Origin of the sequence: Agrobacterium sp. ICMP 6402 (assembly GCF_009498615.1) — a bacterium.
Classification (GTDB): domain Bacteria; phylum Pseudomonadota; class Alphaproteobacteria; order Rhizobiales; family Rhizobiaceae; genus Agrobacterium; species Agrobacterium burrii.
This window is the reverse complement of record NZ_QSNV01000018.1, coordinates 811-22,404: the sequence shown is the minus strand read 5'-3', so window position 1 is coordinate 22,404 and position 21,594 is coordinate 811. Positions and strand designations below refer to the sequence as shown.

The 21,594-nt window shown below is 59.6% G+C and carries 24 protein-coding genes; 8 read left to right on the top strand and 16 right to left on the bottom strand.

The window, feature by feature from the left end; all coding sequences use genetic code 11:
* Positions 1-30: 30 nt before the first annotated feature.
* The 4 genes from DXT96_RS26190 to DXT96_RS27030 all read right to left on the bottom strand — a co-directional run bounded on the left by DXT96_RS26190 (position 31) and on the right by DXT96_RS27030 (position 3,221).
* Complete coding sequence (locus tag DXT96_RS26190) at positions 31-816, bottom strand: L,D-transpeptidase (protein WP_153517114.1); 786 nt, start codon at positions 814-816, stop codon at positions 31-33.
* Positions 817-835: 19 nt separating this feature from the next.
* A complete protein-coding gene (locus DXT96_RS26185) occupies positions 836-1,891 on the bottom strand; it encodes a murein L,D-transpeptidase family protein (RefSeq protein WP_188356017.1) in 1,056 nt (351 codons plus the stop codon).
* Between the two features lie 164 nt (positions 1,892-2,055).
* A complete protein-coding gene (locus tag DXT96_RS26180; protein WP_149899192.1) occupies positions 2,056-2,841 on the bottom strand; it encodes an SDR family NAD(P)-dependent oxidoreductase in 786 nt (261 codons plus the stop codon).
* Complete coding sequence (locus DXT96_RS27030) at positions 2,838-3,221, bottom strand: hypothetical protein (RefSeq protein WP_174375309.1); 384 nt, start codon at positions 3,219-3,221, stop codon at positions 2,838-2,840. The genes DXT96_RS26180 and DXT96_RS27030 overlap by 4 nt, the downstream gene beginning before the upstream one ends.
* A 97-nt stretch (positions 3,222-3,318) precedes the next feature.
* Here DXT96_RS27030 and DXT96_RS26170 point away from each other — a divergent pair, with 97 nt between their 5' ends.
* Complete coding sequence (locus DXT96_RS26170; protein WP_153517112.1) at positions 3,319-3,909, top strand: DNA-3-methyladenine glycosylase; 591 nt, start codon at positions 3,319-3,321, stop codon at positions 3,907-3,909.
* On the opposite strand, the gene DXT96_RS26165 is transcribed toward DXT96_RS26170, so the two are convergent.
* The 3 genes from DXT96_RS26165 to DXT96_RS26155 all read right to left on the bottom strand — a co-directional run bounded on the left by DXT96_RS26165 (position 3,906) and on the right by DXT96_RS26155 (position 5,673).
* Entirely contained in the window at positions 3,906-4,064 is a 159-nt protein-coding gene (locus DXT96_RS26165) for a hypothetical protein (protein ID WP_080842802.1), read from the bottom strand. The genes DXT96_RS26170 and DXT96_RS26165 overlap by 4 nt on opposite strands.
* Positions 4,065-4,287: 223 nt before the next feature.
* Positions 4,288-4,485 (bottom strand): hypothetical protein, encoded by a 198-nt coding sequence (locus DXT96_RS26160; protein WP_035243556.1) that lies wholly within the window; start codon positions 4,483-4,485, stop codon positions 4,288-4,290.
* A gap of 174 nt (positions 4,486-4,659) precedes the next feature.
* Positions 4,660-5,673, bottom strand: coding sequence for a substrate-binding domain-containing protein (locus DXT96_RS26155; RefSeq protein ID WP_153517111.1), 1,014 nt, complete (start codon positions 5,671-5,673; stop codon positions 4,660-4,662).
* Between the two features lie 269 nt (positions 5,674-5,942).
* Between DXT96_RS26155 and DXT96_RS26150 the strand changes: the two genes are divergently transcribed.
* The 6 genes from DXT96_RS26150 (at position 5,943) to DXT96_RS26125 (ending at position 12,012) form a co-directional block, all read left to right on the top strand.
* Positions 5,943-7,208 carry an ABC transporter substrate-binding protein gene (locus DXT96_RS26150; RefSeq protein ID WP_153517110.1) on the top strand — a complete coding sequence of 422 codons (1,266 nt, stop codon included), beginning with the start codon at positions 5,943-5,945 and terminating at the stop codon, positions 7,206-7,208.
* A 61-nt stretch (positions 7,209-7,269) separates the two neighbouring features.
* Positions 7,270-8,244 carry a carbohydrate ABC transporter permease gene (locus DXT96_RS26145; RefSeq protein ID WP_153517109.1) on the top strand — a complete coding sequence of 325 codons (975 nt, stop codon included), beginning with the start codon at positions 7,270-7,272 and terminating at the stop codon, positions 8,242-8,244.
* Positions 8,241-9,074: a carbohydrate ABC transporter permease gene (locus DXT96_RS26140; RefSeq protein WP_153517108.1), complete on the top strand. Its 834-nt coding sequence runs from the start codon at positions 8,241-8,243 to the stop codon at positions 9,072-9,074. Before DXT96_RS26145 ends, DXT96_RS26140 begins: the two co-directional genes overlap by 4 nt.
* 10 nt (positions 9,075-9,084) lie before the next feature.
* Positions 9,085-10,113, top strand: coding sequence for an ABC transporter ATP-binding protein (locus DXT96_RS26135; protein ID WP_153517107.1), 1,029 nt, complete (start codon positions 9,085-9,087; stop codon positions 10,111-10,113).
* Between the two features lie 57 nt (positions 10,114-10,170).
* Positions 10,171-10,956 (top strand): ThuA domain-containing protein, encoded by a 786-nt coding sequence (locus DXT96_RS26130; RefSeq protein ID WP_153517106.1) that lies wholly within the window; start codon positions 10,171-10,173, stop codon positions 10,954-10,956.
* Between the two features lie 6 nt (positions 10,957-10,962).
* The gene (locus DXT96_RS26125; protein ID WP_153517105.1) at positions 10,963-12,012 is read left to right on the top strand and encodes a Gfo/Idh/MocA family protein; all 1,050 of its coding nucleotides are present in this window, start codon (positions 10,963-10,965) and stop codon (positions 12,010-12,012) included.
* A 242-nt stretch (positions 12,013-12,254) separates the two neighbouring features.
* Here the strand turns inward: DXT96_RS26125 and queE are convergent, their stop codons facing one another.
* The 9 genes from queE to DXT96_RS26080 form a co-directional block, all read right to left on the bottom strand.
* On the bottom strand, positions 12,255-13,010 hold the full coding sequence (queE, locus tag DXT96_RS26120) for a 7-carboxy-7-deazaguanine synthase QueE (protein ID WP_153517104.1): 756 nt from the start codon (positions 13,008-13,010) through the stop codon (positions 12,255-12,257).
* Positions 13,007-13,363: a 6-carboxytetrahydropterin synthase QueD gene (gene queD / locus DXT96_RS26115; RefSeq protein ID WP_153517103.1), complete on the bottom strand. Its 357-nt coding sequence runs from the start codon at positions 13,361-13,363 to the stop codon at positions 13,007-13,009. Before queD ends, queE begins: the two co-directional genes overlap by 4 nt.
* Entirely contained in the window at positions 13,363-14,073 is a 711-nt protein-coding gene (gene queC / locus DXT96_RS26110; RefSeq protein WP_153517102.1) for a 7-cyano-7-deazaguanine synthase QueC, read from the bottom strand. The genes queD and queC overlap by 1 nt, the downstream gene beginning before the upstream one ends.
* 146 nt (positions 14,074-14,219) lie before the next feature.
* Positions 14,220-15,353, bottom strand: coding sequence for a Gfo/Idh/MocA family protein (locus DXT96_RS26105; RefSeq protein ID WP_153517101.1), 1,134 nt, complete (start codon positions 15,351-15,353; stop codon positions 14,220-14,222).
* A gap of 22 nt (positions 15,354-15,375) precedes the next feature.
* Positions 15,376-16,140 carry a sugar phosphate isomerase/epimerase gene (locus tag DXT96_RS26100; RefSeq protein ID WP_153517100.1) on the bottom strand — a complete coding sequence of 255 codons (765 nt, stop codon included), beginning with the start codon at positions 16,138-16,140 and terminating at the stop codon, positions 15,376-15,378.
* A 61-nt stretch (positions 16,141-16,201) separates the two neighbouring features.
* Entirely contained in the window at positions 16,202-17,290 is a 1,089-nt protein-coding gene (locus DXT96_RS26095) for an ABC transporter ATP-binding protein (RefSeq protein ID WP_153517099.1), read from the bottom strand.
* A 5-nt stretch (positions 17,291-17,295) separates the two neighbouring features.
* Positions 17,296-18,237: a carbohydrate ABC transporter permease gene (locus DXT96_RS26090; protein WP_371419013.1), complete on the bottom strand. Its 942-nt coding sequence runs from the start codon at positions 18,235-18,237 to the stop codon at positions 17,296-17,298.
* Positions 18,230-19,132 (bottom strand): carbohydrate ABC transporter permease, encoded by a 903-nt coding sequence (locus tag DXT96_RS26085; RefSeq protein WP_149899208.1) that lies wholly within the window; start codon positions 19,130-19,132, stop codon positions 18,230-18,232. Before DXT96_RS26085 ends, DXT96_RS26090 begins: the two co-directional genes overlap by 8 nt.
* Positions 19,133-19,276: 144 nt before the next feature.
* Positions 19,277-20,509, bottom strand: coding sequence for an ABC transporter substrate-binding protein (locus DXT96_RS26080; RefSeq protein WP_153517097.1), 1,233 nt, complete (start codon positions 20,507-20,509; stop codon positions 19,277-19,279).
* 253 nt (positions 20,510-20,762) lie between these two features.
* Between DXT96_RS26080 and DXT96_RS26075 the strand changes: the two genes are divergently transcribed.
* Entirely contained in the window at positions 20,763-21,485 is a 723-nt protein-coding gene (locus tag DXT96_RS26075; RefSeq protein ID WP_153517130.1) for a CPBP family intramembrane glutamic endopeptidase, read from the top strand.
* Positions 21,486-21,594 lie beyond the last annotated feature (109 nt).

Genomic DNA, 21,594 nt, shown 5'->3' with positions numbered 1-21,594 from the left:
CCGATTTCAGCGGCTGGAAATTTTTGTCTATCAGTAGGTCTGGACCGGCTGCGACAACCCGTCGCCAACCACGCCATTGCCATATTGGGCAACGGGCACGCCTTCCTGACCGATCGGCACGCCCTGCTGCGCCGGGCCAAGCGCCGTCACAACGATCGGCGTACCATCCGGCACGCGGTTATAGAGATCGACGATATCCTGGTTGATGAGGCGCACGCAGCCTGATGATACCGACTTGCCGATGGTCCACCATTCGGGCGAACCGTGCAGACGGTAGATCGTGTCCTTGCCGTCCTTGAAGATATAGAGCGCACGCGCACCGAGCGGGTTCTTGAGGCCCGGCTCCATGCCGCCGTTGCGGCTGCTGTACGGCTCCAGTTCCGGCTGTCGGGCGACCATCTCGTCAGGCGGCGTCCAGCGCGGCCATTGGCGCTTGTACTGGATGACGCCGCGGCCGGACCATTCGAAACCGGCGCGGCCGAGACCGACGCCGTAACGCATGGCCTGACCGTTCTCATAGGTGAGATAGAGGAAATGGTTGGCGGTATCGACGACGATAATACCGGGGCGCTCGCCTGTCGGATTGGCCACCATCTGCCGCAGAAACTGGCGTGGAATGCGCTTATAGGGAATTTCCGGCAGCGGAAACTGCTCGTCCGGCTTGGGGCCGTACATCAGCGCATACATCGGGTCGTCGGCGGGGGCGGTCGGCCGTGCGGCTTCGCGCGCCGTGGTGTTACAGCCCGCAAGGCCGGCAAGCGCCAATCCACCTGCTCCAAGCAGGAAACCCCGCCGGGTCGTTGTCGTGTCGTTCAATTGAAAAACCTCATTTACGTCATCTCACACTGGCAAAGGGGTCTGCCAGCGCCGCATCGGGGCGGCTGATAGGGTACTTCGTGCCGGAAACCTGCGATGCCATGGACTTGGCGCCGCTGGATTTCAGAATGGCACGGAAGCTCGGATGCATGCCGCCGTCTACATACGCGCTGAGAGGGGCGGAAGTTCCCTCGTTCATCGCGGCGGCAATTTTTTGTTGTTCCTCGGCCAGTTTCGACGCCACAGCCGGGTCCGGCTGATTGATGGCTGGCGGGCAGGCGGCCAGCGGATCGGCGGGCTCACCTTCGGCAAATTCGCTGTTGAAGACATAGCGCCGGCCGCAGACGGAGACCTTGGGCTGGCGACGCGTTACCTCGAAATAGTCGTAGCCTTCCTTGAGTGTCTTCCAGAAAGGCATGTTGGGATCGTCGCGATTGGCCACCATGTTTCTGGCGCTCATACGGAAAGGATAGGCCTGCACCTGAAAACGATCCTGCCCGCCCTGCAGAGCGCGCGCCACGACGGCGTAAATCTCGCCGACCTGCTGGTCGGTCATGGCGTAACAGCCGGACGACGAACAGGCGCCGTGCACCATCAGCGCCTCGCCGGTGTAACCGAGCGCCGATTCCAGCCGGTTGGGATAACCGAGATTGAAGGAGACGAAATATTGCGAATTCGGGTTAAGCATGCCGGCCGAGACATGATAAAAACCTTCCGGCGCCTGCCGGTCGCCGGTCTTCATCTTCGGCCCGAGCTTTCCGGACCAGCGGCACATGGGATAGGTCTTGAGCAGCGCATAACTTCCGGTCTTGTCGATCTTCCAGACCTCAAGCTCGCTTTCCTGCTTGAAAATGCGAACGAGGACGGGGCTTTCCGGCCGCATGCTCTTGGCGGACATCTGCGCCATCATCTTTGAGGACAGCTTCGGCGGGTCTTTCTTGACACTATCAAGACCCATGGAGGTGCACGCGGCAAGACCGCCGCCGATCGCAACGACCGCAGCCACTCTTACCCCCGCCATCACCTTCAGCCGTAACCCCGCAACCGCGAAATCCAGCAATGCCTTCATGTCCATGGATCGTTCTACCCGCCTGATTTGCCCGCCTTTCCGGCAGACGCTTAACTAGCGAAGGTGGCCATAACGCGGCAACCTCGCACATGGACAAAGTCTCGTGAACAGACGTTACCCTTTCGTTAATCATAGAGACACAAGCCCGTGAGGGGCGCCGGACGATCCGCCTATCGAAGCAGCCCCTGCCCGCCGTCGATCCAGACCGGCGTGCCGGTAATGTGGCGCGACGCATCGGATGCCAGGAACCCGATCAGCGCGGCGACATCGTCGCTCGTGCCTGCGACGCCTCCCGTGATCGGAATATCTCCGGCAGGAAAACGAACCGGCACTTCGGTCTTTTCGCGTCCACGTATATCTGTGTTTTCATCGATCGCCGTATCGATCTCGCCCGGACAGACGGCATTGACGCGAATGCGGTGCCGCCCAAGCTCCAGCGCCAGTTGCTGGGCCATGGCAAGCTGCCCGGCCTTGGTCACGGAATAGGCGGTAGCGCCAGGCGAGGTGAAGGTGCGGGTGCCGTTGATCGACGAAACGATAACGATGGAGCCGCCACCCGCCGCCTTCAGATGCGGCACGCTGGCATGCACGGTGAGATAGGTGCCGCGCAGGTTGATGCGGATCGTGTCGTCCCACTCGGAAGGCTTCAACTCATCGATGGGCGCCCAGACGCCGTTGACGCCGGCATTGGCCACCACGACATCCAGACGACCGAAGCTTTCCACCAGCGCTGCGACGGCATGTCGCATGGCCGCTTCGTCCGAAACATCGGCGACAAGGACCTTCGAAGAGCCGGATGCGGCTTCTATATCAGCCGCTACCGCCCGCAATTCGGATTCGGTGCGACCGAGCAGGCCAACCGAAAAACCTTCCGCGGCCAGATGGAGGGCGGCGGCGCGACCGATGCCGGAACCCGCGCCGGTGATGAGAGCAACTTTGCGGTAAGCCAATATCACAGCCCGCCTTTTCTGGAGGCTATCGAGGTGACGGTGGCCGAAACCGGATCGCTGGCTGGAAAGCTGTCTTCCAGTCCCTCGTCCAATTCTTCTTCCAGAATATCGCGATCCTTCGCGGTGCGGGCGCTTGCCTGACCATGCGGAACATCACCCTGCGCCGTTCCCAGCGCGGAAAACTGCGACGACGCATCAGCGCCGTGGCGGGTGCCGAAAGCCGTCAGCTGAACCATCACTGCGCTGGCGCGCTTGATGGCCTCGGCATCATCGATGCCCTCCAGCCCATCGGCGAGACGGACGGAAACCTGATCGCCATCGCTGCCGACGAACTCGACGGATATGACGCCGTTATTGCGTTTTACATAGGTCGTGGAAAGTTGCATGACATGCCCTCCGGTTTGAAAAGCATCGGCTTAGCCATCCGATGCGGTAACACTGAAACCTGAATTCACAACGATGGCAGAGCGGAAGGGGTTCCAGATGAATCAGGCCTTTAGCCCGGAAATGCAGGAGAGTTTCTTCAAGCGTGACGCGCTGGACGTGGCCCGCGCGCTCATCGGCGCGGAATTTCGCGTCGGCAATGCCGGCGGCATCATCGTGGAAACCGAAGCCTATCATCCCGACGATCCGGCATCCCACGCCTTCAACGGGCAGACGCCTCGCAACAGGGCAATGTTCGGCCCGGCCGGCCATCTTTATGTCTACCGGTCCTATGGCATTCACTGGTGCGCGAATTTCGTCTGTGCGCCCGGCTCCGCCGTGCTGCTGCGCGCCATCGAACCTCTGACCGGCATGGACATGATGAAACTGCGGCGCGGAACCGACAAGCCGAAACTTCTTTGCTCAGGTCCCGGCAGGCTCTGTCAGGCAATGGCCATTACCGGAGACATGGACGGCATGCCGCTCGATGCCCCGCCGTTTCTTCTACGGTTGCCGAAGGAAGCCGCCGCCATTACCAGCGGCAGGCGCATCGGCATCAGCCGCGCGGTGGATTATCCATGGCGGTTCGGGCTTGCAGGCTCGACCTTCATCAGCAAGAAGTTCGAAAACCTCGAGAATAAAGCCGTCTAGAGGACTTTTGGCGGCTGATCGTTTTCGTCGGGATTGGGGGTTGGAATTTCATCCGGCAGCCTGTCGGGTTCCGGCTCTTCCACAGGCGGAATATCCGGCTGCGGCGGCACCGGCATTGGCGGTTCGGGATAAGGTTCGACGGGAACGGTCGACATCGCGGCCTCCTGATATAAATGCGCGATCCAAACCGGATTGCGCTTCATCTATCGGGACAACGCGCCTGCGCCGTCGCCATTCAGGCGGCGCAACATAAGAATTCGCCCATCGGTCATATGCCGATCAGGTCCCTTCGGTCCGGTTGCGCCGCCCCGTGGTTATACAGGGAAAACGCCGGGACCGGCGGTCCGTTCCGTTTTTTAGGAAGCTTTTTGCGACGGCTCAGGCAAAACCGAGCGCGCTGCGGGAAATATCGCGGTTTTCGCAATAATCGCGGGAATGGGCCTCATGGCCATGCTCACGGGCTGTCGAACGGGTCAGTTCCGGGCTTGGAACATTGAGCAGCGCGTCGGCGTAAGTGCCGGTCGCTTCCACGTCATCGATCACAGGCTGCTGTTGCGGTTTTAAAAATTCAAACATCCGTCGTCCTCCTTCGACACGTCCCCTCAACGCGCCGGCCCAAGTCCTGTTCCATAACGAACACGACTGCTTCGATTATACATGAGATGTCGCCGCCGTATAGATGACGAAAGGCGAACGCTATCAACTGACGTTCACAAAATGGAGTGGAATCAGTGAGCTATGCCGACAAGTTCAGGCAGGCCCGACCGACTCCCGTAAGATCAGCTCCACCGGCCATAATTCCTGAACCTCGCGCACGGGTCGGCCGCCGACGATCTGCAACAGCAGGTCCGTCACCCGCATGCCGGCCATGCGCATGGGCGAGCGGGTGGTGGAGAGCGGCGGCATCATGCTTTCCGGTGTCAGATAAGGAAACACGTCATCATGAGCGATGACGGAAACGTCCTTGCCGATGATCAGCCCCATCTGGGTTGCAGCGCGATAGACCCCCTGCGCCGTCATCATCGCACCCGCCACGAAGGCTGTAGGGCGCGGCGTCTGCTCCAGAAGCGAACGGGCAAAACGGAAGGCCGCCTCTTCGCTGAAATGCTCGCTCATCATGAAACGCGGATCCGGCGCGATGCCGTGGGTCGCCAGCGCATCGCGAAAACCCTGTTCTCGATCCTGCACGAAGGTACGGCCGACCGGACCATTGATAAGGGCAATCCGCCTGTGTCCACGCTCCAGAAAATGGATCGTCGGGCGATAGGTCACGTCATGATTATCGATATCGAGCCAGGCATGTTCGAAGGTTGTCTTCGAGCGGCCATGCACGATGAAAGGTACGCCCAGCCGGTTGAGCAGCGCAATGCGCTCATCCTCCGGTCTTGGCGAATGCACGATGATGCCATCCACCCGTCCGCTCGATGCAAGCCGGCTGAAAATCGCCAGCTCCTCGTCAAGATCATTGTCGACCGTCACGCTGACGAGGATGTCGGTCTCTTCCCCTTCCAGCCGGGTCGCCATTCCACCCATGAACTCCGAGAAGAAATGCCCGCCACCTGAACGGCCCATGACCACGCCGATGGCGCCGGCCCTGCCGGTTGCCAGCCTGACCGCGTTGGCATTGGGCCGGTAGCCGTATTTCAGCGCAGCCTCCATCACCCGCTGCCGCGTTTCCTCGCGCACCTCGGGATAGCCGCCAAGCGCCCGGCTGACGGTGGTGGGCGACAGCCCGACCTTTTCTGCGAATTCCTTGAGCTTCATGTTTTTTGCCAATTTGCCCCTGCATGCGTTGCCGCTGCGGATTTTTCAAGCCGACAAAAATTGAAAACGATTTCAATTTTTCATCTCCTGAAACCTTACAGTTGGCATTCTTGAAAGGCAAACGCCTAAAAATTGCAGGAGAAATCGCCCGATATCCACCCAATTAGAAAGAGTATTGACAGATTGCCCGGCTTTTGCGAGCTTCCTTTCAGTCAAAAGCGCTTTCAATTTTGAGGATGATCGGGAGCGTCAACGGAGGAGTTTTGACAATGAATATTTCCATGAAGACTTTGTTCCTGTGCGGCAGCGTGTTTTCTGCCGCCGTTTCCGTGCAGGCTGCGGAAATTTCCATCGCCGCCAATTCGACAGGCAAGAACGTCGCATTTTTCAAAGAGCGGATCGCCGCCTTTGAAAAAGAGACCGGCCACAAGGTCAATCTCGTCACCATGCCGTCTTCATCCAGCGAACAGTTCAGCCAGTACCGGCTGTGGCTTGCCGCCGGCAACAAGGATGTCGACGTTTACCAGACCGACGTGATCTGGGCGCCGCAGCTGGCTGAGCAATTCGTGGATCTGACCGCAGCGACCAAGGATGTCATCGGCGATCATTTCCCCTCCATCGTTGCGTCGCAGACCGTGGACGGCAAGCTCGTCGCCATGCCGATGTTCACCGACGCGCCGGCGCTGTTCTACCGCAAGGACCTTCTGGAAAAATACGGCAAGCAGCCGCCGAAAACCTGGAAGGAACTGAGCGAGACCGCCAGGGAAGTTCAAGACAAGGAACGCGCAGCTGGCCAGAAGGACCTGTGGGGCTTCGTTTTCCAGGGGAGCGCCTATGAGGGCCTGACCTGCAACGCGCTGGAATGGATCGCGTCGGCCGGCGGCGGCCATATCGTCGAAAGCAATGGCGATATCTCCATCAACAACGAGAAAGCCGCAGCCGCCATCGAAGCGGCCAAGGGCTGGGTCGGCACCATCGCGCCGCAGGGCGTGCTCGCCTATAAGGAAGAGGAAGCGCGCGGCGTGTGGCAGACCGGCAATTCCGTCTTCATGCGCAACTGGCCCTATGCCTACGCGCTTGGAAATGGCGCCGATAGCGCCATCAAGGATAAGTTCGGCGTCACCCCGCTTCCGGCCGGTACTGAAGGCGAAGCCCCAGCCTCGACACTGGGCGGCTGGAACCTTGCCGTATCGAAATATTCCGCCAATCAGGACGCGGCCATCCAGCTCGTGAAGTTCATCGCATCCAAGGAAACCCAGAAGATGCGTGCCGTCCAGCTTTCCAACATGCCGACTATCGCTTCTCTCTACGACGACACGGATGTCGCGGCCGCGCAGCCGTTCATGCCGACATGGAAGCCGATCTTCGAGACCGCCGTTCCCCGTCCCTCCGCCTCGGCCAAGGTGAAATATAACGAGGTTTCAGCCAAGTTCTGGGGCGCGGTTCACAACACGCTCTCCGGCAACGGCACGGCAGCCGAAAATCTCGAGTTGCTCGAGGTTGAACTGACCGATCTCAAAGGCAACGGCTGGTAATCCGGCCCGCGCGGGAAGCGGTCTCTGATCGTTTCCCGCGCCTCAACCGCGAGATATATCCATGAATGATACCGCCCTTCAACGACCGGTCGCGGCATCCGGCACCGGCTCCGACCTGCAATCGGAACGCCTGAAATCCGCTTGGCTGTTTCTTGCCCCCACATTTCTGGTGCTTGGACTGGTGGCCGGCTGGCCGCTGGTGCGCACCGTCTGGTTCAGCTTCACCGATGCGTCGCTTACCAATCTCGAGGGTGCGCAATTCGTCGGCCTCAAGAATTACCTCACCTGGATCACGCTCAGCAGCGGCCGCACCATCTATCGCGGCCTGCTGGCCGATCCCGCCTGGTGGGGCGCGGTTCTCAATACGCTGAAATTCACCATTCTTTCCGTCAGCTTCGAAACCGTGCTCGGCCTCATCGTCGCGCTGGTGCTGAACGCCGAATTCAAGGGGCGCGGCTTCGTGCGCGCCGCCATCTTGGTCCCATGGGCCATTCCCACCATTGTTTCGGCGCAGATGTGGGCGTGGATGCTGAATGACCAGTTCGGCATCTTGAACGACCTGTTCCTCAATCTCGGGCTGATCTCGCAAAAGATCGCCTGGACGGCCAATCCGGATACCGCGATGGTCGCCGTGCTGATCGTCGATATCTGGAAGACCACGCCCTTCATGGCGCTGCTCATCCTCGCCGGCCTGCAAATGGTGCCGAAGGATATGTATGAGGCGGCCAAGGTGGACGGCATTCATCCGGTCAAGGTGTTCTTCCGCGTCACCCTGCCGATGATCCGCCCGGCCCTGATGGTCGCCGTCATCTTCCGCATGCTGGATGCGATGCGCGTTTTCGACCTCATCTATATCCTGACGCCCAACAACGCCCAGACCCGCACCATGTCCGTGCTGGCGCGCGAGAACCTGTTTGATTTCGACAAGTTCGCTTACGGCGCTGCGGCCTCCACCATGCTGTTCCTCATCATCGCCTCGATCACGGTCATTTATATGTGGCTCGGGCGCGTCAACACCGATGGAGCCGCGCGATGACCGTCACCGATATCGTCAAGACTACAGCCTTTTACGCCTTGGTCGCCATCATCATGTTGATCTCGGTCTTCCCGTTTTATTATGCGATCCTGACCAGCCTGAAATCCGGCTCGGCGCTGTTCCAGGTCAATTATTGGCCGCGTGAATTCTCGCTGACCAATTACAGCTTCGTCATCGGCAACGGCACTTTCCTGCGCAATCTCGGCAACTCGCTGTTCGTTGCTTCTTCAGTCGTCGTGCTGTCGCTGTTCCTTGCAGTCACGGCCTCCTATGCCCTGGCACGGGTTCGCTTCCGTGGCCGCGCGCTTCTTCTGCTCACCATCCTCTCTGTATCGATGTTCCCGCAGATCGCCGTTCTTGCCGGCCTGTTCGAACTGATCCGCTGGGCGGGAATCTTCAACACACCGCTCGCGCTGATCTTTTCCTACATGATCTTCACCCTGCCATTCACGGTGTGGGTGCTGACAACCTTCATGCGCGACCTGCCGATCGAGATCGAGGAAGCGGCGATCGTCGATGGTGCCACGCCATGGGTCATCATCACGCAGGTGTTCATGCCGCTAATGTGGCCGGCACTCGTCACGACAGGGCTTCTCGCCTTCATCGCCGCGTGGAACGAGTTCCTCTTTGCGCTCACCTTCACCTCATCGAACGAGCAGCGCACGGTGCCGGTCGCCATCGCCCTTCTGTCGGGCGGCTCGCAGTTCGAAATCCCCTGGGGAACGATCATGGCGGCCTCCGTCATCGTCACCGCCCCGCTCGTCGTCCTCGTTCTGATCTTCCAGCGACGCATCATCTCCGGCCTCACCGCCGGCGGCGTCAAAGGCTAGGAGAAAACAAATGACCACCATTCAACTGCGCGATCTTCGCAAATCCTTCGGCGCCTTCGATGTCATCAAGGGCATCGACATGGATATCCGCTCCGGCGAGTTCATGGTTTTCGTCGGCCCTTCCGGTTGCGGCAAGTCCACATTGCTGCGTCTCATCTGCGGGCTGGAGGAAATTTCGGGCGGTACGCTGTCCTTCGATAGCCAGCCGGTCAACCGCCTGCCGCCCGCCAAACGCGGCGTCGCCATGGTCTTCCAGTCCTACGCGCTTTATCCGCACATGACCGTGTTCGAGAACATGGCCTTCGGCATGAAACTGTCGGGCGCGGACAAAGAACAGCGCAAAAAGCGCGTCGAAGCGGCAGCCGAAATGCTGCAACTCACGCCCTATCTGGAGCGCCTGCCGAAACAGCTTTCCGGCGGCCAGCGTCAGCGCGTCGCCATCGGCCGCGCCATCGTGCGCGACCCGAAGGTGTTCCTGTTCGACGAACCGCTCTCCAACCTCGATGCGGCGCTGCGCGTCGCCACCCGTCTGGAAATCGCCAAGCTGCATCGTGAAATGCATGATACGACGATGATCTACGTTACCCACGATCAGGTGGAGGCGATGACGCTCGCTGACCGCATCTGCGTGTTGCGTGATGGCCGCGTCGAGCAGATCGGCACGCCGCTGGAGCTTTACGAAAGCCCTGTCAACACCTTCGTCGCCGGCTTCATCGGCTCGCCGAAGATGAACTTCCTCACAGGCAAATATGCCGAGGCGGAAGGCGCGGCGACCATCGGCATCCGCCCCGAGCACATCACCGTCACCACCGGCGAGAACGGCTGGAGCGGCGAGATCGTGCATTCGGAAATGCTGGGATCGGACAGCTTCATCTATGTCGAGATCGGCGCTGGCGAACCCATCGTCGTGCGCGAAGAAGGCGTAACCGACCGCAAGGCTGGCGAGCGCATCACGCTCGTGGCCGATGCGGCGCAGATCCATCGTTTCGACACGCAAGGCCAGGCGCTGGCCCGCAATCCCGTGCGCGGCGCTGCCTGAGATTTCAACTTCCGCCGGGATCACCCAAGGTCCCGGCTTTTACCGAGGAGCATGACAATGACCATCAACACCGTTGTATGGGGCGAAAATATCCACGAACACATCAATGAGACGGTGCGTTCGATCTATCCAAACGGCATGCACAACACGATTGCCGATGCGTTGAACCAGAACCCCGAGATCAACGCCACCACCGCCACCCTGCAGGAGCCGGAACACGGCCTGTCGCAGGAGCGCCTCGACAAGACCGACGTTCTGGTCTGGTGGGGCCACAAGGACCATGGCGCGGTGCAGGACGAGATCGTCGAGCGCGTCGCCAAGCGCGTCTGGGAAGGCATGGGCCTCATCGTCCTGCATTCCGGCCACTTCTCCAAGCCGTTCAAGCGGCTGATGGGTACGCCCTGCGCGCTGAAATGGCGTGAGGCGGGCGAGCGTGAACGCCTGTGGACGATCAATCCACGTCACCCAATTGCCGCCGGCCTGCCGGAACATTTCGAGCTGGAAAACGAGGAAATGTATGGCGAGCAGTTCTCCGTGCCGGAGCCGCTGGAAACCGTGTTCATCTCCTGGTTCCAGGGCGGCGAGGTCTTCCGTTCCGGTCTCACCTGGCGTCGTGGCGCCGGCAATATCTTCTATTTCCGCCCCGGCCACGAAACCTATCCCACCTATCACGACGCCAATGTCCAGAAGGTCATCAGCAACTCGGTAAAATGGGCCTATAATCCGGTCGGCGCACTGAAAAGCATCCACGACGCCCCCAATGTTCCCGTCGACAAGGCGCTGGAGCCTATCGAGGAACGCGGCCCCAAGCTGCATCAGGCAGGCGAAGCAGGTTACAGGTAAACAGCCATGAGACTTCTCATTCTCGGAACCGGCGGCATGGCCAACAACCATGCCACATATTTCTCGCAAATCCCCGGCGTCGAACTCGTCGCGGCGGTGGATGTGGACGATGTGGTGGTGCGCGGCTTTGCGCTCCGCCACAACATCCCGCTCTCCTTCACCTCGCTGGATGACGCGATTGCGTGGGGCGAATTCGATGCGGCGGCAAACGTCACGCCTGATGCCATCCACCACCCCACCAGCCTGAAGCTGCTGGCAGCCGGCAAGCATGTCTTCTGCGAAAAGCCGCTGGCGGAAAACTACGCCAAGGCCGCCGAAATGGCCGACGCCGCCGAAAAGGCCGGCCTCGTCGCCATGGTCAACCTCACCTATCGCAACGTTGCCCCCTTGCAGGCGGCGCGCGAGATGGTGCTATCAGGCAAGATCGGCAAGGTCCGCCATCTCGAGGCCTCCTATCTCCAGAGCTGGCTCGTCTCCAAGGCCTGGGGTGACTGGATGACGGAGAGCAAGTGGCTGTGGCGGCTTTCCACCAAGCATGGCTCGAACGGCGTGCTTGGTGATGTCGGCATCCACATTCTCGACTTCGCCTCTTATGGCGCGGGCAGCGATGTGGAACGCATCTTCACGCGGCTGAAGACCTTCGACAAATATGAGGGCAACAAAATCGGCGTCTACGACCTCGACGCCAATGACAGCTTCACCATGACCGCCGAAATGGAAAACGGCGCCATGGGCGTCATCCACGCCAGCCGCTGGGCGACGGGTCACCTTAATGAACTTCGCCTGCGCATCCATGGCGACAAGGGCGCGCTGGAAGTCATCCACACGCCTGACTATTCCAGCCTGCGTGCCTGCATTGGCGAGGATGTGGAAAAGGCGATCTGGAAGACGATCGATGTCGACCCCGTATCGACGAATTACGAAAAATTCGCCAAGGCGGTCATGGAAGGCGGCCCGGCCGACCCAGATTTCCGCCACGCGGCCAATCTGCAGAAGGTGCTCGATCTATCGATCATCGCGGATCGGGAACGACGCGAGGTTGCCGTTTCGGCTTGATATGAAAGAACAACATGCGGCAAAACGTTGCCGCATGTTTCTTCTCCCCGAGGGGGAGAAGGTGGCCCGAAGGGTCGGATGAGGGGGCAACGTCCTCGGATTTCGGCGAGCAAGCCCCCTCATCCCGCTGCCGCGACCTTCTCCCCCTCGGGGAGAAGAAATAAGCGGCTTCCACTCGCTCAATACATTGTGCGCTTCTTGAGGATGCAAGCTACAGCGTGAAATTTCACTCCCACGCAGCTTCAAACCCCGCGCTTGTTCCCCCACAACAGCACATGCAGCTGCGGCAGCACCCGCACCGAAAACCAGCGGTCTTCGCTGACCTTGTCCACCAGCCACAACATCCGGTCCATCACCCCGTCGATATCCACGCGCGCATCGTCATCATCGGGCGGCGGCGGGGTATGGTTGCCGGGCTGGAGATAGACGGCCAGATGCGGGAAGCGCGCGGATGCTGCCTTCGCATAGGCGTAATCCACGTCGTCAAAAACCACGATCTTCAGCGCCACCTGCGGACCGTCGCCGGCGGCGGCAAGACAGTCCTCGAAGGCGTGCCAGTCCGTTTCCATGCCGCTCGATGGCGGTTTAGGGCTCAGCACCAGATGGTCGAGATCGGCAAACCAGTCTTTCGCGACGCTGCCCTGCGTTTCCAGCGCGAAACGATAACCCTCGCCCTGCCCCTTGGCGATCAACGGCCCGAGCGGCTGGATGGCCGGATTACCGCCTGACAGTGACACCGTCAGCGGCACGCCACCCGAAAGCCGCCGCACCTCCTGCCAGATCGCCTCGACCGGCGTCGGTTTCCACGTGTCGCGGTAATCGCTGTCGACGGCGTGCAGCGTATCGCACCAGGAACAGCGATAATCGCAGCCGCCGGTACGCACGAAGACGGTTGGCAGGCCGATCAGCGGCCCCTCACCCTGAATAGTGGGGCCGAAGATTTCGCTGATGCGGATCGGGGTTTCCTTCGCTGCAATCTTTTGTGCAGCCGCCGTCATGGCCGATATTCCGCCCAGGTCTTGGCGGTTTCGCTGACCCGCACGGCGCTGGTTTCCGGCAGTCGATCCTTGCACCAGTCGTAGAAATGCTTCGCAAGGCATTCCGCCGTCACCCGGTCATGGCCGAGAACATCGTTCAGATGGCGATGGTCGAACTGGTCGTCGATGTAGTGCTTCAGCGGCGCAAGCTCGTGATAGTCGCGCACGAAACCGTGCTCGTTCAGCGCTTCGCCCTTCAGTTCCACCTCGACGATGTAGTTATGGCCATGCAGACGGCTGCACTGGTGATCGGCGGGCAGGCTTTTCAGCTGGTGCGAAGCGGAAAAGTGAAATTCCTTGGTGATGCGAAACATCAGCGCACCTCCTGTGCCGCAAAGGCGTGGGTGGCCGCCACCCAGAAATCCGGGTCTTCATAATCGGTCGGGTCGGTAACGCCGGCCAGATGAAAGGCCTCGCGCCGCTCCACGCAGGTGCCGCAACGGCCGCAATGGGTGAGGCCGCCCTTGTAACAGGACCAGGTTTCGCCAAAGGGCGTGCCGTATTTCACCGCATCGGTAACGATTGCCGCCTTCGAGACGGTGACGTAGGGCGCAAACAGGGTGACATCGACATAACCTTCCAGCGCATGCGCCTGCATGGCGTTGAAACTGTCGATGAAGCCCGGACGGCAATCGGGATAGATGAAATGATCGCCGCCATGCACGGCAATCGCCACCGCATCCGCCTGCTGTGCAGCGGCAAGGCCAAAAGCGATGGTGAGCATGATGGCATTGCGGTTCGGCACCACGGTGGAGCGCATGGTCTCCTCTGCATAATGGCCATCAGGCACGTCGATATCATCAGTCAGCGCCGAGCCGGTGAGATGCGCGCCGATGGTTCTGATATCGATGACATGATGGGGCACGCCGAGCCGAGTGGCGCAACTGGCGGCGAAATCCAGTTCCTTCCTGTGGCGCTGGCCATAATCGAAGGAGACGAGAGCGAGAAGTTCGTGTTCCGCCGCGATTTTATGGGCAAGCGAAACGGAGTCCAATCCGCCGGAGCAGATGACGATGGTTTTCATAGGTTGGGATCCCTTGTTTTGACCGGGTGGGCTGCGACCGGATTACAGGGGGCGGCTTTAAAGCAAAGTGCTGGATTTGTGAAGGGCTTTGCCAAAAACACAAAAGCGGCGAAGTCACCTTCGCCGCTTTCCAATCGCTTTATGGCTTAACGCAGCAGCGCCTGCGCCTCTTCGATGCCAAGTGCTGCCGGTTGTGTGCAGGTCGTCGTCATCTCGATGAAACGACCTTCTTCGCCTGACTTCAGGATCGAGGTCATCACATCGATGCCATGCAGGGAACGTTCCAGCGAGCAGCGGGCATCGCGGCCTTCCAAAATGGCAATCGCCATATCGGCAAGGCCGGCCGTGCGATAATTGGCGCGCGGGCCGTTCGGGCTTTCCTGATTGGAAACGCCGAAGGGATGCGCCCAGTCTTCCAGCGGCTGGATATCCTTGTCGCGCCCGCTCGCCTCGACTATGCCGCCAAAAAAGTTCGGGTCCGGCACGTAGATCGAGCCTTCCGTACCGTAAAGCTCCATATTGGCGTGGCGATGCGACCACACATCCCAGCTGGCCGAAAGCGTGATCGTCGCGCCGTTCACGAATTCCAGGAGAGCATGGATATTGGTCGGCGTTTCCACCGGAATGATCTCGCCGTTCAGCGGCTGGCTGGTGACGGTGCGGGTGGGGTTGGCCATGGAGGTCAAAGCACCGACGCGCTTGACCGGGCCGATAAGGTTGATGAGGTTGGCGACATAATAAGGACCGAGATCGAGGATCGGCCCGCCGCCCTTCAGGAAGAAGAAGCCGGGATTGGGGTGCCACATCTCCATGCCGGGGCTCATGACGTGGCATGTGCCTGAGGTGATGCGGCCAACCTTGCCGTCATCGATATATTGCCGGGCAAGCTGGTGCGCACCGCCAAGGAAGGTATCCGGCGCGCAGCCAACGGAAAGCTTCTTTTCGCGGGCGATACGCCGCAACTCCTCTCCCTCCTCCAGCGAAAGCACAAGCGGTTTTTCCGAATAGACGTGTTTGCCCGCCTCGAGTGCTGCTTTCGACACCGGAAAATGCGCGGCGGGAATGGTGAGGTTCACCACCACATCGATGTCAGGGTTGGCGAGCAGTTCCTCAATGGACTGCGCGACAACGCCAAATTCTTCCGCTCGCAGTTCGGCGGCATTGCGGTTAAGGTCGGCGCAGGCCAGCACCTTGATGCCCTTGAAGAGCGGCGCCAGCGAGAAATAAGCAGACGAGATGTTGCCGCATCCGATGATGCCGACGCCAAGATCCCTTTGCATGATGAAAACTCCGGATTGAGACTTAATAGGTTTTGAACGAGGCGATCGAGCGGGTGATCAGCCGGTCGATATCTTTCGGATTGTCGTGCTCGACCACGAAATGTTTCGTGGCGGATTTCGCCTTCAGCGCGGCAATGAGACCCTTCCAGTCCACGGTGCCGTGACCGACATCGGCCCAGCCATCTTCATCCGCGTTTTCGCCTGCGGGCGCGATGTCCTTCACGTGCACGGCGGTGATGCGCTTGCCGTAACTTTCGATCCAGGCGAGCGGATCGGCATTGCCCCGAATAATCCAGGCGATATCCGCTTCCCATTTCAGGTCCGGCCCGCCAGCAAAAATCTGCTCCTGCGGGGTGGAGCCATCCTCGAGCGCCTTGAATTCGAAATCGTGGTTGTGCCAGCCGAAGGTCAGCCCGGCATCCACGAAGGGCTTGCCGGCTTCCTGCAGCCGTTTGCCGAAGGCGAACCAGCCGGCCGCATCCGCGGGGCGCTGGTCGGGTATGAGATAGGGGCAATAGATCGCCTCTACGCCCAGCACCTTGGCGATATTCAACGCCTTTTTCGGATCGCCTTCCAGAAGGTCGAGGCCGAAATGGCCGGTTGGCATGGAAAGACCGTTGGCGTCGAGTTCGGCGCGCAGAGCCTTCAAACCGGCCTCATCCAGCGACGCATACATGGCGCCGTAACCTTCGACCTGTTTGTAACCCGCCGCCGAAAGCTTCTTCAAAATATCGGAAAAAGGCTGGAAATTACGGGCGCTGTAAAGCTGAAAACCGAGTTCTGTCATTGTCTCCTCCATAGAGATTTTGCGTCTTGGGATTGTGTGTGGGGGGGGAATTACCGAGCCTCTAAAGCCGATCCTCGCTCTCGGCGTCGAACAACGAGGCCATTGTCAGGTCGAGGCCGAGGCGAACCTTGGTGCCGGGCGAAAACCGCCGGTGGCCGCCGACGCGCACCGACATGGTGTGACCGGCATGTTTCAGCCAGATAAGATTGTCGGCGCCCATCGGCTCCTCGATATCGACCACCGCCTCATGCACTTCACCGCCGACGATATCGGCATCGACACGCACATGTTCGGGGCGAACGCCGAGAACCACGGCGCGGCCGGCGGTGAGCGGCGTTTCCGGCTGATAACCATCCAGCGAGAAGGTGACGCCATTGGTGGTGAACACCACCTTGCCGTCCTTTTCGATCAGCTCGCCGCGCAGAAAATTCATCGACGGCGAACCGATGAAGCCGGCGACGAAGAGGTTCCTCGGTTTGTTGTAGATCGTGACAGGATCGGCCAGCTGCTGGATGACGCCGCTTTTCATGATGGCGATGCGATCCGCCAGCGTCAGCGCCTCGATCTGATCATGCGTCACATAAATCATGGTGTTCTTCAGCGCCTGGTGCAGGCGCTTGATCTCGACGCGTAGTTCCGAGCGCAGCTTGGCGTCGAGGTTGGAGAGCGGTTCGTCGAACAGGAACACGTCAACATCGCGCACCAGCGCCCGGCCGATCGCCACGCGCTGACGTTGGCCGCCGGAAAGTTCGGCGGGCTTGCGCTTCAGCAGCGGCTCGATCTGCAATATGCCGGCGGCCCGTTTGACGCGCCGGTCGATTTCCTCTTTCGGCACCTTCGCGACCTGAAGGCCGAAGGAGAGATTCTTCTCCACCGTCATCTGCGGATAAAGTGCATAGGACTGGAACACCATGCCGATGCCACGATCCTTGGGTTCTTCCCAGGTGACGTTACGATCCTTGATGAAGATCTGCCCGTCAGTCGGCTCCAGAAGCCCGGCGATGCAATTGAGAAGGGTCGACTTGCCGCAGCCGGAAGAGCCGAGCAGCACGAGGAATTCGCCGTCGTAAATATCGAGATTGAGGTCTTTCAGCACGGTAACGGCACCGAAGGACAGGGAAAGATCGCGGATGGAAACGCTTTTGTTCATATAGCTCAACCTTTTACTGCGCCTGCGGCAATGCCGCGGACGAAAAGCCTGCCGGAGACGAAATAGACGATCAGCGGCACGGCACCCGTCAGAAGGGTTGCGGCCATGTTGACGTTATATTCCTTCACGCCCTGCACGGAGTTGACGATGTTATTGAGCTGCACCGTCATCGGGTAATATTCCGGTCGCGTGAACACCACGCCGAACAGGAAGTCGTTCCAGATGCCGGTCACCTGCAGGATCATCGCGACAACGAAGATCGGCAGCGACATGGGCAGCATGATGCGGAAATAGATTTGCCAGAAATTGGCGCCGTCGATGCGGGCCGCCTTGAACAGTTCCTCCGGCAGCGAGGCGAAATAATTGCGGAACAGCAGCGTCAGGATCGGCATGCCGAAGATGGTGTGCACGATCACGAGGCCGGTCAGCGTGCCATAAACGCCCATTTCGCGCAGCACGATGACGATCGGATAGATCATCACCTGATAGGGGATGAAAGCGCCGATGATGAGGATCGAGAAGAACAGCTCCGACCCCTTAAACTTCCAGTTGGCCATGGCGTAGCCGCTGACGGACGCAACGATGATAGAGATGACGACGGAAGGAACGAGAATGCGCACCGAGTTCCAGAAGCCGCGCGAAAGCCCGTCGCAGTTCAGACCCGTGCAGGCATTCGCCCAAGCTTTGACCCATGGCTCGAAGGTGATTTCCACCGGCGGCGCGAAGATGTTGCCGAGACGGATTTCCGGCATGCCCTTCAGCGAGGTGACGACCATTACGTAAAGCGGCAAAAGGTAATAGGCGGCGGCCACAAACAGCGTACCGTAAAGAATGATGTTGCGGCGGGAAAAGGTTTTCCTCGGCTTCCTGCCGCGCGGGCCGGAAAGCTCCTTGGAAACCGCATCGGTGGCGACGACGACCGTGTTTAATGTGCTGATATTAGCCACGCTTCTTGCCTCCAAATTCGAGGTAGGCCCATGGAATGACAATGATGGCGACAGTCAGAAGCATCATGGTCGAGGCGGCAAAGCCCTGCCCCAGGTTCTGCGCCTGAAACATATAGTCATAGACATATTTCGCCGGCACCTCAGAAGCGATACCCGGCCCGCCGCTGGTCTGCGCCACAACCAGATCGTAGACCTTGACGATGCCGCTGGCGATGATGACGAGGGTGGTGATGAAGACAGGTCGCATCATGGGAATGATGATGAGGATATAGGTCTTCCACATCGGAATGCCGTCAACACGCGTCGCCTTCCAGATATCCTCGTCTATGCCGCGCAGACCCGCCAGCATCAGGCACATGACGAGCCCGGTGCCCTGCCAGAGCGCGGCAATCAGAATGCCGTAGATCACGATCTGCGAATTATAGAGCGGATCGAAGGTGAAGCTTTCCCAGCCCATCGAGCGGACCACGGACTGGATACCGAATTCCGGGTTCAACAGCCATTGCCAGACAAGCCCGGTAACAATGAAGGACAATGCAAAGGGATAGAGGAAAATGGTGCGGAAGGTATTCTCGAACCGAATTTTCTGGTCCATCAGCGCCGCCAGCACAAAGCCGATGACGAGGCTGAAGATCAGCGACAGAATGCCATAAATCGCCAGATTCTGGATGGAAATGATCCAGCGTGGCGCGGCCCATAGCCGCTCATACTGGTCAAAACCGATGAAGCTCGCCCGCGGCAGAAGCTTGGAATTGGTGAAGGAATAAATCACCGTCCAGACCGTGCCGCCGAGGAAGATCACCATGGCGGTCAAGATCATGGGAATGGAGGCAATCTTGGAATTGAGATTGCGAAAAAGCTGATTGGGACGCCTCGAGCGCGTTTGACTTGCCATGTTACCTCCTCCTGTAACGTTACAGTTAGCGGTCAGGCAAAAGCCTTGCCGCATCAAACCCCTGCCCGTGCTGATACTTATTCCACAGACCTGAGGTTGGAGAGGGGGAGCGGCGAACCGCTCCCCAACCCGGAGAGTTCACAATCAGTCAGCCGCACCGATGAGGTCCGCGAAGCGCTTCTGGCCATCTGCCGCCGACATCGAGCCGGCGAAGAATTCCGCCATCAGGTCTTCCTTCTGTTTCTGCGTATCGGCAGAAATCAGCTGGTCGGTGCTGGTCAGCGCATTGCCCTTGGCCAGAATTGCCAGACCCTTCTTCATGCAGTCATTGGCGGCATTGAGATCGACGTCGCCACGGATCGGCAAGGAACCCTTCTTCAGGTTGAAGGCGACCTGCGTTTTCGGATCGACGATGGTTGCCGCCAGCACGTCCTGCGCCTTGGTTTTCGCCTCGTCTTTAAGGACCGGGAAATAAAAAGCGTCGCCGCCGGTGGTGATATAGTCATTAAGGCCGAGGCCCGGCAGGCAGGAATAATCCGTACCGGCCTTCTGATTGGCCAGCTGGAATTCACCCTGCGCCCAGTCACCCATGATCTGGCCGCCGGCCTTGCCGGTTATGACCATGTTGGTTGCCTGGTTCCAGTCCTGAACATTAGTGCCCTTGGCCATATCGCGGGCATCGACGGCTGCTGCGAAAATCTTCGCCATATCAGGGCCAGCTGCCGCCTCGGCATCCTTGTCGCCATAGACTTTCTGATAGAGGTCCTTGCCACCGATCGAAAGCGTCAGCGTGTCAAACAGGCCGTTGGCCTGCCACGCCTGCCCGCCAAGTGCGAGCGGCTGGATACCGGCTTTTTTCAGCGCCGGTGCTGCGGCGACGAATTCGGTCCAGTTCTTCGGAACCTCGACGCCCGCCTTCTTGAAGGCTGCGTTGGAAAGCCACAGCCATTGCCAGGAATGGATGTTGACCGGCGCACAATAGATCTTGCCGTCGATCGTGCAGCTGTCGAGCAGGCTTGCCGGTTTGATGACGTCTTTCCAATTGCCCTTTGCGGCAACGTCTGAAAGGTCACGCATCAGGCCGGCCTGCACCAGCTCTTCCGCCTGTCGGCCATGGTTGAACTGGGTGGCCCCCATCGGGTCGCCGCCGGTGATGCGGCTGATCATGATCGGACGGGCAGTGCCGCCTGAACCGGCAATCGCGCCATCCACCCATTTATTGCCGGTCGCATCGAAAGCCTTGGCAAGCTCGGCGACCGCTGCGGCTTCGCCGCCCGATGTCCACCAATGGGTAACTTCCAAATCGGTAGCCCCGGCCATACCCGCCGGTATAATAACACTGGCCAAAAAGGCCGCAGAAATAACACGCATTCGCATGAGTCTCCTCCCTCACTGAAACGTTGCAGTAGGAACGTATGCGAAGATTTTTGATTAGGCAACCGCCATAGATACGAATCTAGCCATCCTTCTCGTGAGTTGTTTCGAACAGCCGAAAAAGCGGAATGACCGGACGAAACGCAGGGTCGAGCCGCGTAACTTACCGGCAATGCCGATCTTCTACTGTATCGGGACGGACAACTGCATCGGCACCAGACCGGATGAGCAACAGGGTAAAACGGGCAACACGACTATGAAACGTTGGCATATTCTTTTGATCATCGGCTTGGCCGGTGTCGCATCGCTTTTACTGGCGGGGTTCGAGCAGCTTGCGCCGGGAATGCAATTTTCACTCGCGATGCGCCTGTTGATGCTGATCCAGCCAGCAATTCTGACCGTTGCGGCAGTCGCGGTCGGCCAGGCTCTGGCCGTAAAAGTCGGGCTTGGCGCGCCGCTGGTCGATGCCTGGCTGCAGGGAGGCAATCTCAGCGCAATACTACGAAGGCAGGTGCCGCCCGCACTACTGGTGGGTCTCGCCGTCGGCCTGCTGATGATTGCCTATGCGCGGGCAATCCTGCCATCGGTCACGGATGCAGCAACCATGGCAAAGATGACCGCTTTTCCCGTTCCGCTGACAACCCGAATTCTTTACGGCGGCATCACGGAAGAGTTGCTGACCCGATGGGGCCTGATGTCATTTTTCGCATGGGCACTCTGGCGCCTGGGCGGCAAAGGTGGAGTCCGCCCAGCCATTTTGTGGGCCACCATAGTGCTGGCCGCCGCCCTCTTCGCCGCTGGTCATCTGCCGCTTCTGTTCACGATCGCCGCTCAGCCGCAACCATCGCTGATCATTACAATCCTGCTCGCCAATTTTATCCCCGGCCTGTTGTTCGGGTGGCTGTTCTGGCGTCGGGGACTGGAGGCAGCAATGTTTTCCCATACGTTTGCCCATTGCGTGAATGCGCTGGCATCCTGAACGGGAAACGGCAGTCTGCGCGACTGCCGTTTTTCGCTATTGGAATATGGCTTTAGCGCACAACATCTATTGCCGCTTATAGTCATCCTCGATGCGAATGACATCATCT

Excerpts from the sequence above, each read along its gene's own strand:
- DXT96_RS26105 (WP_153517101.1), bottom strand. The coding sequence starts at position 15,353 with ATGCAAAGGGATCTTGGCGTCGGCATCATCGGATGCGGCAACATCTCG.
- DXT96_RS26085 (WP_149899208.1), bottom strand. The coding sequence starts at position 19,132 with ATGGCAAGTCAAACGCGCTCGAGGCGTCCCAATCAGCTTTTTCGCAAT.
- DXT96_RS26160 (WP_035243556.1), bottom strand. The coding sequence starts at position 4,485 with ATGTTTGAATTTTTAAAACCGCAACAGCAGCCTGTGATCGATGACGTG.
- DXT96_RS26185 (WP_188356017.1), bottom strand. The coding sequence starts at position 1,891 with ATGGACATGAAGGCATTGCTGGATTTCGCGGTTGCGGGGTTACGGCTG.
- queD (WP_153517103.1), bottom strand. The coding sequence starts at position 13,363 with ATGTTTCGCATCACCAAGGAATTTCACTTTTCCGCTTCGCACCAGCTG.
- DXT96_RS26095 (WP_153517099.1), bottom strand. The coding sequence starts at position 17,290 with ATGAACAAAAGCGTTTCCATCCGCGATCTTTCCCTGTCCTTCGGTGCC.
- DXT96_RS26135 (WP_153517107.1), top strand. The coding sequence starts at position 9,085 with ATGACCACCATTCAACTGCGCGATCTTCGCAAATCCTTCGGCGCCTTC.
- DXT96_RS26140 (WP_153517108.1), top strand. The coding sequence starts at position 8,241 with ATGACCGTCACCGATATCGTCAAGACTACAGCCTTTTACGCCTTGGTC.
- DXT96_RS26170 (WP_153517112.1), top strand. The coding sequence starts at position 3,319 with ATGAATCAGGCCTTTAGCCCGGAAATGCAGGAGAGTTTCTTCAAGCGT.
- DXT96_RS26145 (WP_153517109.1), top strand. The coding sequence starts at position 7,270 with ATGAATGATACCGCCCTTCAACGACCGGTCGCGGCATCCGGCACCGGC.
- DXT96_RS27030 (WP_174375309.1), bottom strand. The coding sequence starts at position 3,221 with ATGCAACTTTCCACGACCTATGTAAAACGCAATAACGGCGTCATATCC.
- DXT96_RS26165 (WP_080842802.1), bottom strand. The coding sequence starts at position 4,064 with ATGTCGACCGTTCCCGTCGAACCTTATCCCGAACCGCCAATGCCGGTG.
- DXT96_RS26125 (WP_153517105.1), top strand. The coding sequence starts at position 10,963 with ATGAGACTTCTCATTCTCGGAACCGGCGGCATGGCCAACAACCATGCC.
- DXT96_RS26075 (WP_153517130.1), top strand. The coding sequence starts at position 20,763 with ATGAAACGTTGGCATATTCTTTTGATCATCGGCTTGGCCGGTGTCGCA.
- DXT96_RS26155 (WP_153517111.1), bottom strand. The coding sequence starts at position 5,673 with ATGAAGCTCAAGGAATTCGCAGAAAAGGTCGGGCTGTCGCCCACCACC.
- DXT96_RS26100 (WP_153517100.1), bottom strand. The coding sequence starts at position 16,140 with ATGACAGAACTCGGTTTTCAGCTTTACAGCGCCCGTAATTTCCAGCCT.
- DXT96_RS26150 (WP_153517110.1), top strand. The coding sequence starts at position 5,943 with ATGAATATTTCCATGAAGACTTTGTTCCTGTGCGGCAGCGTGTTTTCT.
- queE (WP_153517104.1), bottom strand. The coding sequence starts at position 13,010 with ATGACGGCGGCTGCACAAAAGATTGCAGCGAAGGAAACCCCGATCCGC.
- DXT96_RS26130 (WP_153517106.1), top strand. The coding sequence starts at position 10,171 with ATGACCATCAACACCGTTGTATGGGGCGAAAATATCCACGAACACATC.
- queC (WP_153517102.1), bottom strand. The coding sequence starts at position 14,073 with ATGAAAACCATCGTCATCTGCTCCGGCGGATTGGACTCCGTTTCGCTT.
- DXT96_RS26080 (WP_153517097.1), bottom strand. The coding sequence starts at position 20,509 with ATGCGAATGCGTGTTATTTCTGCGGCCTTTTTGGCCAGTGTTATTATA.